Origin of the sequence: Microbacterium sp. UBA3394, from assembly GCF_002358725.1 — a bacterium.
In the GTDB taxonomy this organism is placed as follows: Bacteria; Actinomycetota; Actinomycetes; order Actinomycetales; family Microbacteriaceae; genus Microbacterium; species Microbacterium luteum.
The window spans coordinates 1-7,371 of the sequence record NZ_DEPK01000266.1; the positions used below are offsets into that span (position 1 = coordinate 1).

The following is a 7,371-nucleotide window of genomic DNA, read 5'->3' on the forward strand; positions in this document are numbered from 1 at the left end:
ACGATGAGGGGCAGCTTGACCGCGACGTGGAGCACGACGCTTCCCACGAGAAGCCAGGCGAGCACGAAGTGCACGCGCCGGAACGAGAAGTCGAACGCGTACCACTGCGCGATGTTCATGACGCCGATCGTGACCTCGACCAGTGCCGAGCCCACGAGCAGGCCGATGGATGCGCGCTCGAGGAGGGAGAGGGGGCCGGTGACCGGCGGCCACGTGAACAGCCGGGGGTACACCGCCCACAGCTTGCCGAGCAGGACCGGGATCATCGCGAGTCCGGCGAGCACGTGGGCCCCCTGGGTCACCCGGTACAGCCCGAGGGGGCGAGGGGACAGCGGGAACCAGGCGGGAGGGCTCTGCAGCACGTGGCTGTAGAGGCCTGTCAGGAAGCACACGAGCACGAGCACGCCGAGCGCGCGCCCCAGCACCACCGTGGTCCGCGTGCGACGCGGCGGGGTCGACGTGCGGGCGCGCATCGCGTCGACGGCGCGTTCGAGACGCGCCGAGGCCCTCGCCGTGAGTCCTATCATGCCTTCAGCCAAGCACGGGCCAGCGGAGATGCACCTTACGAACCGCGGACGGCGCGGTCTGGGCACGGTGGGGGAGTGCTTAGTCTCGGAGCATGCCCTCTGTCCGAACCGCCACGATCCGCCGTCGCGCGACGGTGATCGGAAGCGGAGTCGCCCTCGCCCTGATCGCCGCGGCCGTGGTGGTGCCCGTCGTGACGGGGTGGGATGTCGCCACGCGCGCGGCGCGCTCCGCGGATGATCGCGCGATCGCTCCGCTTCATGGTCTGTGGGTGCCGCACGTGGGCGCAGCCACCGCTGCGGCGGTGCTCATCGCCGTCCTGGCGTGGCGTTTCGGAGACCGCTGGGCGCTCACCCTCTCGTGGCGGGCGCTGCTCGCGTCGTCCGCCGTCGCGGCGGCCACCTGGATGCTCGCGCTCGCGTTCGTGGACGGTCCGACGGGGATCTCCCGTGTGCTGGGGAACCCGTACGAGTACCTGCGCACCGCGCGCGAGGTCGACGACATCGGCGTGCTGCTGACGACGTATGTCTCGCGCATCCCCTACGCCGCCGACGACAACTGGGTCACCCACGTCGCCGGGCACCCACCGGGGATGCTTCTGTTCTTCGTCGCTCTGGTGCGACTCGGACTCGGCTCCGACTTCACCGCCGGCATCGTGGTGAGCCTCGTCGCCGCCACGCTGCCGGCCGCGGTGCTCACGACGCTGCGCGCCCTCGGCGCGGAGGCCGTGGCGCGGAGGGCGGCGCCCTTCCTCGTCTTCACACCGGCCGCCGTGTTCCTCGCCGTCTCGGCCGACGCCGTGATCGCAACGGTCGGTGCGTGGGGCATCGCATCACTCGCCGTCGCCGCATCGCGCCCCCGAACGGCCGCGATGATCGCCTGGGCGGCGGTCGCCGGGATCGTGCTGGGCGCGACCGTCATGATGTCGTACGGGATGCTGCTGCTCGGCATCCTCGCTCTGGCGGTGCTCATCGCGACGCGGCGCTGGGTGCTGCTCCCGATCGCGGCAGCGACCGCATCCGCCGTCGTGCTCGGCTTCGCGGCGGGCGGATTCGCCCTGTGGGAGGCGTATCCCGTGCTCGCCGCGAGGTACGCCGACGGCATCGCCTCCGAGCGGCCGTACGCGTATTGGGTCTGGGGCAATCTCGCGGCCCTCGCGATCTGCGCGGGCCCGGCGGTGGGCGGTGCGATCGCGGCGACGGCCGTCTCCCCCGAGGCGCGCCGCCGATCAGCGGTGCGGTGGCTCATCGTGGCCGGCGCCCTCATGGTGCTGCTGGCCGATCTGTCGGGGATGAGCAAGGCCGAGGTGGAACGGATCTGGCTGCCGTTCGTGCCGTGGCTCACCATCGCGTTCGCCTTCGTGCCGGCCCCGTGGCGGCGACGCCTCCTGGCTGCTCAACTCGTGTGGGCGCTGCTGGTGCAGCACCTGCTCTACACGGTGTGGTGAGCCGCGGGCCCCGTCTCTTCACGACCTGTCCGCGCGCCGTCCGCGGCCCGTCGGCGCGCACCGCGGGATAATCGAGGAGTGCCCACCTATCGCGACGAGGTCGTGGTCCTGCGCACCCACAAACTGGGAGAAGCGGACCGCATCGTCACCCTGCTCAGCCGCCGCCACGGCAAAGTGCGCGCGGTGGCCAAGGGTGTCCGGCGCACGTCATCGCGATTCGGATCGCGCCTGGAGCCCTTCATGGTCGCAGACGTGCAGCTCTACCAGGGCCGTTCGCTCGACATCGTGCAGCAGGCTGAATCGCTCGGCTCCTACGGGGCGGACATCGTCGTCGACTACGACAGCTACACGTCGGCGAGTGCGATGGTCGAGGCGGCAGACCGGCTGAACGAAGCCGAGGCGACCCCGCAGCAGTACCTGCTCCTGGTCGGGGGACTCCGGGCGCTCTCGATGCGCGAGCACTCCGCCCGACATATCCTCGACTCCTACCTGCTGCGGGCGATGGCGTTGTCGGGATGGGCGCCCGGACTCGAAGAATGCGCCCGATGCGGCGCCCCGGGTCCGCACGACGCCTTCGTCGCGCAGTCCGGCGGCATGGTGTGCGCCGCCTGTGCGCCGACCGGGGCCGCGCGGGTGCATCCGGTAGCCGTCTCCCACCTCGGTGCGCTCATCCGCGGAGACTGGGTCGCCGTCGACGCCGCCCCCGCCGCCGCCACGACCGCTGCGTCCGGGCTCATCGCCGCCTACGCCCAGTGGCACCTCGAGCGCGGCATCCGATCCCTGTCCCACGTCGAAAGCCGCCCGTGAGCCCCAAGCCGTACACTCATCGCGACGCCGTCCCCTACCGTCCCGTCGACTGGACGGGCCAGTACCCGCCCGCGTTCCCGCCGGGCGCCGTGCCCTCCCACGTGGCCATCGTCATGGACGGGAACGGGCGGTGGGCCAATCGGCGCGGCCTCACGCGCGTGGAAGGACACAAGGCGGGCGAGGCGGCGCTGCTGGACGTCGTCGCCGGCGCCATCCAGGCGGGCGTCCGCCACCTGTCGGTGTACGCGTTCTCAACGGAGAACTGGTCGCGATCTCCCGACGAAGTCCGCTTCCTCATGGGATTCAACCGCGACGTGCTGCACCGTCGTCGTGATCAGCTCAACGAGTGGGGCGTGCGCGTGCGGTGGGCCGGACGCAAGCCCCGCCTGTGGTCCTCGGTCGTTTCGGAGCTGCAGTACGCCGAGCGGCTCACCGCGGACAACGATGTGCTCACGCTGACCATGTGCGTCAACTACGGCGGGCGCGTCGAGCTCGTCGACGCGATGCGCGGCATCGCCGACGATGTCGCGGCGGGTCGACTGAAGCCTCGCGCCGTGTCCGAGAAGCTGATCGCGCGACGGCTGTACCAGGCGGACATGCCCGACGTCGACCTCTTCGTGCGTTCCAGCGGTGAGCAGCGCACCTCCAACTTCCTGCTGTGGGAGAGCGCGTACGCGGAGTTCGTCTTCCTCGACACCCTCTGGCCCGACTTCGGCAGGAAGGATCTGTGGCGGGCGATCGACCTGTACCTCGGCCGGGAGCGACGATTCGGGGCCGCCGTCGACACGCCGGACGAGGCCGTCTGATGGCCGCGACGGAATACGGCAGCGCGTGAGGATGTTGCCTCCGGCATGACGGATGCCATCGCGATCGACGTCTGGTCGGACATCGCCTGCCCCTGGTGCTACATCGGAAAGCGGAACCTCGAGAAGGCGATCGCCTCTCGCGGCGAGGGCGTCCCCGACGTGCGTGTCACCTTCCACTCCTTCGAACTGGCGCCGGAGACGCCCGTCGACTTCGACGGCGGAGAAGCGGAGTATCTGGCCGCGCACAAGGGCGTCGACGCGGCGTCCGCTCAACAGATGCTCGATCGTGTCAGCGGTGTGGCCGCCGACGCCGGCCTCGAGTACCGCTTCGATCTGCTGCGTCACACCAACACCGTGAAGGCTCACCAGCTGCTTCACATGGCCAAGGAGCGCGGGCGTCAGCACGAGATGAGCGAGCGACTGATGGCCGCCTACTTCACCGAGGGTCGTCACCTCGGCCGTGACGACGAGCTGGTGGCCCTCGCGGCGGAGGTCGGTCTCGATGCGGAGGAGGTGCGACACGCGCTCGAGCACGAGGTCTACCTCGAGGCGGTTCGAGCGGATCAGGCGCAGGCGAGCGCCTACGGCATCACCGGGGTGCCCTTCTTCGTCATCGACGGTGCCTACGGCGTCAGCGGCGCACAGCCGCCGGAGGCCTTCGGACAGATCCTGGATCGGATCGCGAGCGAGCGGACGGCGGAGGTCGTCGTCGATCCGGCCTGAGAACCCGCGGGTTGCCGTCAGGAGGTCAGATGCTGCTCGATCAGCCGCAGGATCTCCGGGTCGTCGGGTGAGGTGGTGGGGCGGAAGCGGTGCACGCTTCCATCCGGTGTGACGAGGAACTTCTCGAAGTTCCACTTCACCGCCCCCGCCTTGCCGTTGCCGTCCTTCGCCGACTTCAGCGCCGCATAGAGAGGCGCGGCGCCGCGGCCGTTCACCTTGATCTTGTCGTTCACGGGGAAGCTCACGCCCCACGTGGTGGCGCAGTAGTCGAGGATCTGCTCCATCGAGCCGGGCTCCTGTCCCAGGAACTGATTGCACGGGAAGCCGACGACCGTCAGCCCGCGATCGCCGTAGGTGCGCTGCAGCTGCTCGAGCTGCTCGTATTGGGGAGCCAGACCGCACTTGGAGGCGACATTGACGACGAGAGCGACGCCGTCGCCGTACGACGCGAGGGTCGCCTCGTCGCCGTCGGCAGTGGTGAAGGGGATGTCTCGCACAGCGGAGGCAGCGGTCATATCCCCAGGGTACGGCGGCGCCCGCGCGTGGGGTCCGCGTCTGGGAGAATGGTCCGGATGAACACCACCGTCACCGCGCCTGCACGCGCCCTGCGCATCGGGCCGATCGCCCTGGATGCGCCGGTCGTGCTCGCCCCCATGGCCGGCATCACCAACACCGCCTTCCGGCGGCTGTGTCGCGAGTACGGCGCGGGTCTGTACGTCAGCGAGATGATCACGTCTCGTGCGCTGGTTGAGCGGAACGCCACCACGATGCGCCTCATCACCCACCACGAGTCCGAGACGCCGCGTTCCATCCAGCTCTATGGCGTGGATCCGTCTACCGTCGAGAACGCCGTGCGACTCCTCGTGGCGGAGGACCGGGCTGATCACATCGACCTCAACTTCGGGTGTCCCGTCCCGAAGGTCACGCGCAAGGGGGGTGGGGCGGCACTGCCGTGGAAGACCGGGCTCTTCCGCGACATCGTGACGCGAGCCGCGCGCGCCGCCGAGCACGTGCCCCTGACGGTGAAGATGCGCAAAGGCATCGACGCGGACCATCTCACCTACCTCGACGCGGGCCGGATCGCCGAAGACGCCGGTGTCGCCGCCGTCGCCCTGCACGCCCGTACCGCGTCGGAGTTCTACTCGGGCAGCGCGGACTGGTCTGCGATCGCCGCCCTCAAGGAGGCCGTCACGAGTGTGCCGGTTCTCGGCAACGGCGACATCTGGTCGGCGGACGACGCCGCGCGCATGATGCGCGAGACCGGTTGCGACGGCGTCGTGGTGGGTCGGGGATGCCTCGGCCGACCGTGGCTGTTCGGCGACCTCGCCCGGCGGCTCGGTGGGCCCGGAACGGCTGCGCCGCCCGTCGATGCGACGCTCGCCTTCGTCGCCGACGCCTTCCGCCGCCACGCCGAGCTGCTGATCGAGTTCTTCGACGACGAGAGCCGCGGGTGCCGTGACATCCGCAAGCACGTGGCGTGGTACTTCAAGGGGTATCCGGTCGGCGGTGATCTGCGTGCCCGCTTCGCGACGGTCTCCAGCCTCGCGGAGATCGACGACCTGATCGGAGAGCTCGACCTGTCCGCGCCGTACCCGGGTGCCGCCGCAGAGGGGCAGCGCGGGCGAGCGGGCAGTCCCAAGCGGCCGGCGCTTCCCGAGGGATGGCTCCACTCGCGTGAGCTCGCCGCGGACGCGTCCGGCGCGATGGCCGAAGCGGAGCTGGATCACAGTGGCGGGTGACGACGACGCGATGCGGTCGGAGCGCCCGGCCGGGTACGACGATGACGACGCCGCGCGTTTCCACGCCGAGCAGCACCGCTCTCACCGTGACGGATTCGCCCGCGATCGCGCACGCGTGCTCCACTCGGCCGCGCTTCGCCGGCTCGCCGCGAAGACCCAGGTGCTGAGCCCGGCTTCCCCGGCCGATTTCGCGCGAAACCGTCTGACGCACTCGCTCGAGGTGGCACAGGTCGGCCGCGAACTCGCGACCGCGCTGCACCTGTCGCCCGACGTCGTCGACACGGCCTGCCTCAGCCACGACCTCGGCCATCCGCCGTTCGGACACAACGGCGAACGAGCGCTGAACGACTGGGCAGAAGGCGTCGGCGGATTCGAGGGCAACGCGCAGACGCTGCGCATCCTCTCCCGCCTCGAGCCCAAGGTGCTCGGACCCGACGGCCAGAGCCACGGCCTGAATCTCACGCGTGCGAGCCTGGACGCCACGTGCAAGTATCCCTGGACGGCGGAGCATCCCCTGCCCGACCCCGGTGGGCGGCTGAAGTTCGGGGTGTATCCCGACGACGAGCCGGTCTTCCACTGGATGCGCGCCGGTGCTCCCGGCAGGGTGCGCTGCATCGAGGCCGAGGTGATGGACCTCTCGGATGACATCGCCTACTCCGTCCACGACTTCGAAGACGCCGTCGTCAACGGCTACCTCGATCCGCGGCGGCTCTCCGACACCTCCGAGCACGAGGCGCTGCTGACGGCCATCCAGTCATGGGTGGGATACGACTTCGCCCGAGATGAACTCGCCGATGCCCTGTTCCGGCTGATGCGGCTGCCGGAGTGGATCGGTGGATTCTCCGCCCGCCGGGCCGACCTCGCCCGTCTGAAGAACCTCACCTCCGACCTCATCGGCCGCTTCGCCCGCGCCGCGACGACCGCGACGCGGGAGGCGTATGCCGGCCCCGTTCTCACGCGCTACCGCGCGCACGTGGTGGTGCCTCGGGTGATCGAGGCCGAAATGGCCGTGCTGAAGGGGATCATCGGTGCCACGGTGGTCTCGATCGACGGGCGCAGGGAGCTCTACAAGGAGCAGCGACGCGTGTTGAAGCGTTTGGCGTCGGCGCTCTGGGACTCGCCTCAGGCGCTCGATCCCCAGTACGCCGACGACTTCGACGCCGCGGACGACGATGACTCCCGCCGTCGCGTCGTGGTCGATCAGGTGGCGAGCCTCACCGACCAGGTCGCGATCGCCTGGCACGGCCGGCTGGTCGGCGAGATCGACGCCGCCTCGCTCGGTGTCTGGGCTCCGCGCTATAGCGAGCCGCGGCCGTCGGGGGCT

7 protein-coding genes and 1 pseudogene are annotated in these 7,371 nt (G+C 70.2%); 6 read left to right on the forward strand and 2 right to left on the reverse strand.

Annotated features, from left to right (window positions below; all coding sequences use genetic code 11):
• Positions 1-527, reverse strand: a pseudogene (locus B4E30_RS15550) (molybdopterin-binding protein); the annotation flags it as partial.
• Between the two features lie 92 nt (positions 528-619).
• On the opposite strand from B4E30_RS15550, the gene B4E30_RS15555 reads away from it, so the two are divergent.
• From B4E30_RS15555 to B4E30_RS15570, 4 genes are all read left to right on the forward strand, one after another.
• Positions 620-1,972, forward strand: coding sequence for a hypothetical protein (locus tag B4E30_RS15555; RefSeq protein ID WP_286796110.1), 1,353 nt, complete (start codon positions 620-622; stop codon positions 1,970-1,972).
• A 78-nt stretch (positions 1,973-2,050) separates the two neighbouring features.
• Positions 2,051-2,779: a DNA repair protein RecO gene (gene recO / locus B4E30_RS15560; protein ID WP_071045814.1), complete on the forward strand. Its 729-nt coding sequence runs from the start codon at positions 2,051-2,053 to the stop codon at positions 2,777-2,779.
• Positions 2,776-3,585 (forward strand): isoprenyl transferase, encoded by an 810-nt coding sequence (locus B4E30_RS15565; RefSeq protein WP_286796112.1) that lies wholly within the window; start codon positions 2,776-2,778, stop codon positions 3,583-3,585. The genes recO and B4E30_RS15565 overlap by 4 nt, the downstream gene beginning before the upstream one ends.
• 45 nt (positions 3,586-3,630) lie before the next feature.
• Entirely contained in the window at positions 3,631-4,308 is a 678-nt protein-coding gene (locus tag B4E30_RS15570) for a DsbA family oxidoreductase (RefSeq protein WP_286796114.1), read from the forward strand.
• Positions 4,309-4,325: 17 nt separating this feature from the next.
• Here B4E30_RS15570 and B4E30_RS15575 read toward each other — a convergent pair whose 3' ends face one another.
• Positions 4,326-4,823 carry a glutathione peroxidase gene (locus B4E30_RS15575; protein ID WP_071045820.1) on the reverse strand — a complete coding sequence of 166 codons (498 nt, stop codon included), beginning with the start codon at positions 4,821-4,823 and terminating at the stop codon, positions 4,326-4,328.
• A gap of 57 nt (positions 4,824-4,880) precedes the next feature.
• Between B4E30_RS15575 and dusB the strand changes: the two genes are divergently transcribed.
• Both dusB and B4E30_RS15585 read left to right on the forward strand, forming a co-directional pair.
• Positions 4,881-6,047 carry a tRNA dihydrouridine synthase DusB gene (gene dusB / locus B4E30_RS15580; protein ID WP_071045822.1) on the forward strand — a complete coding sequence of 389 codons (1,167 nt, stop codon included), beginning with the start codon at positions 4,881-4,883 and terminating at the stop codon, positions 6,045-6,047.
• A partial coding sequence (locus B4E30_RS15585; protein ID WP_414683223.1) for a deoxyguanosinetriphosphate triphosphohydrolase occupies positions 6,037-7,371 on the forward strand: 1,335 nt, incomplete at its 3' end. The genes dusB and B4E30_RS15585, both read left to right, overlap by 11 nt.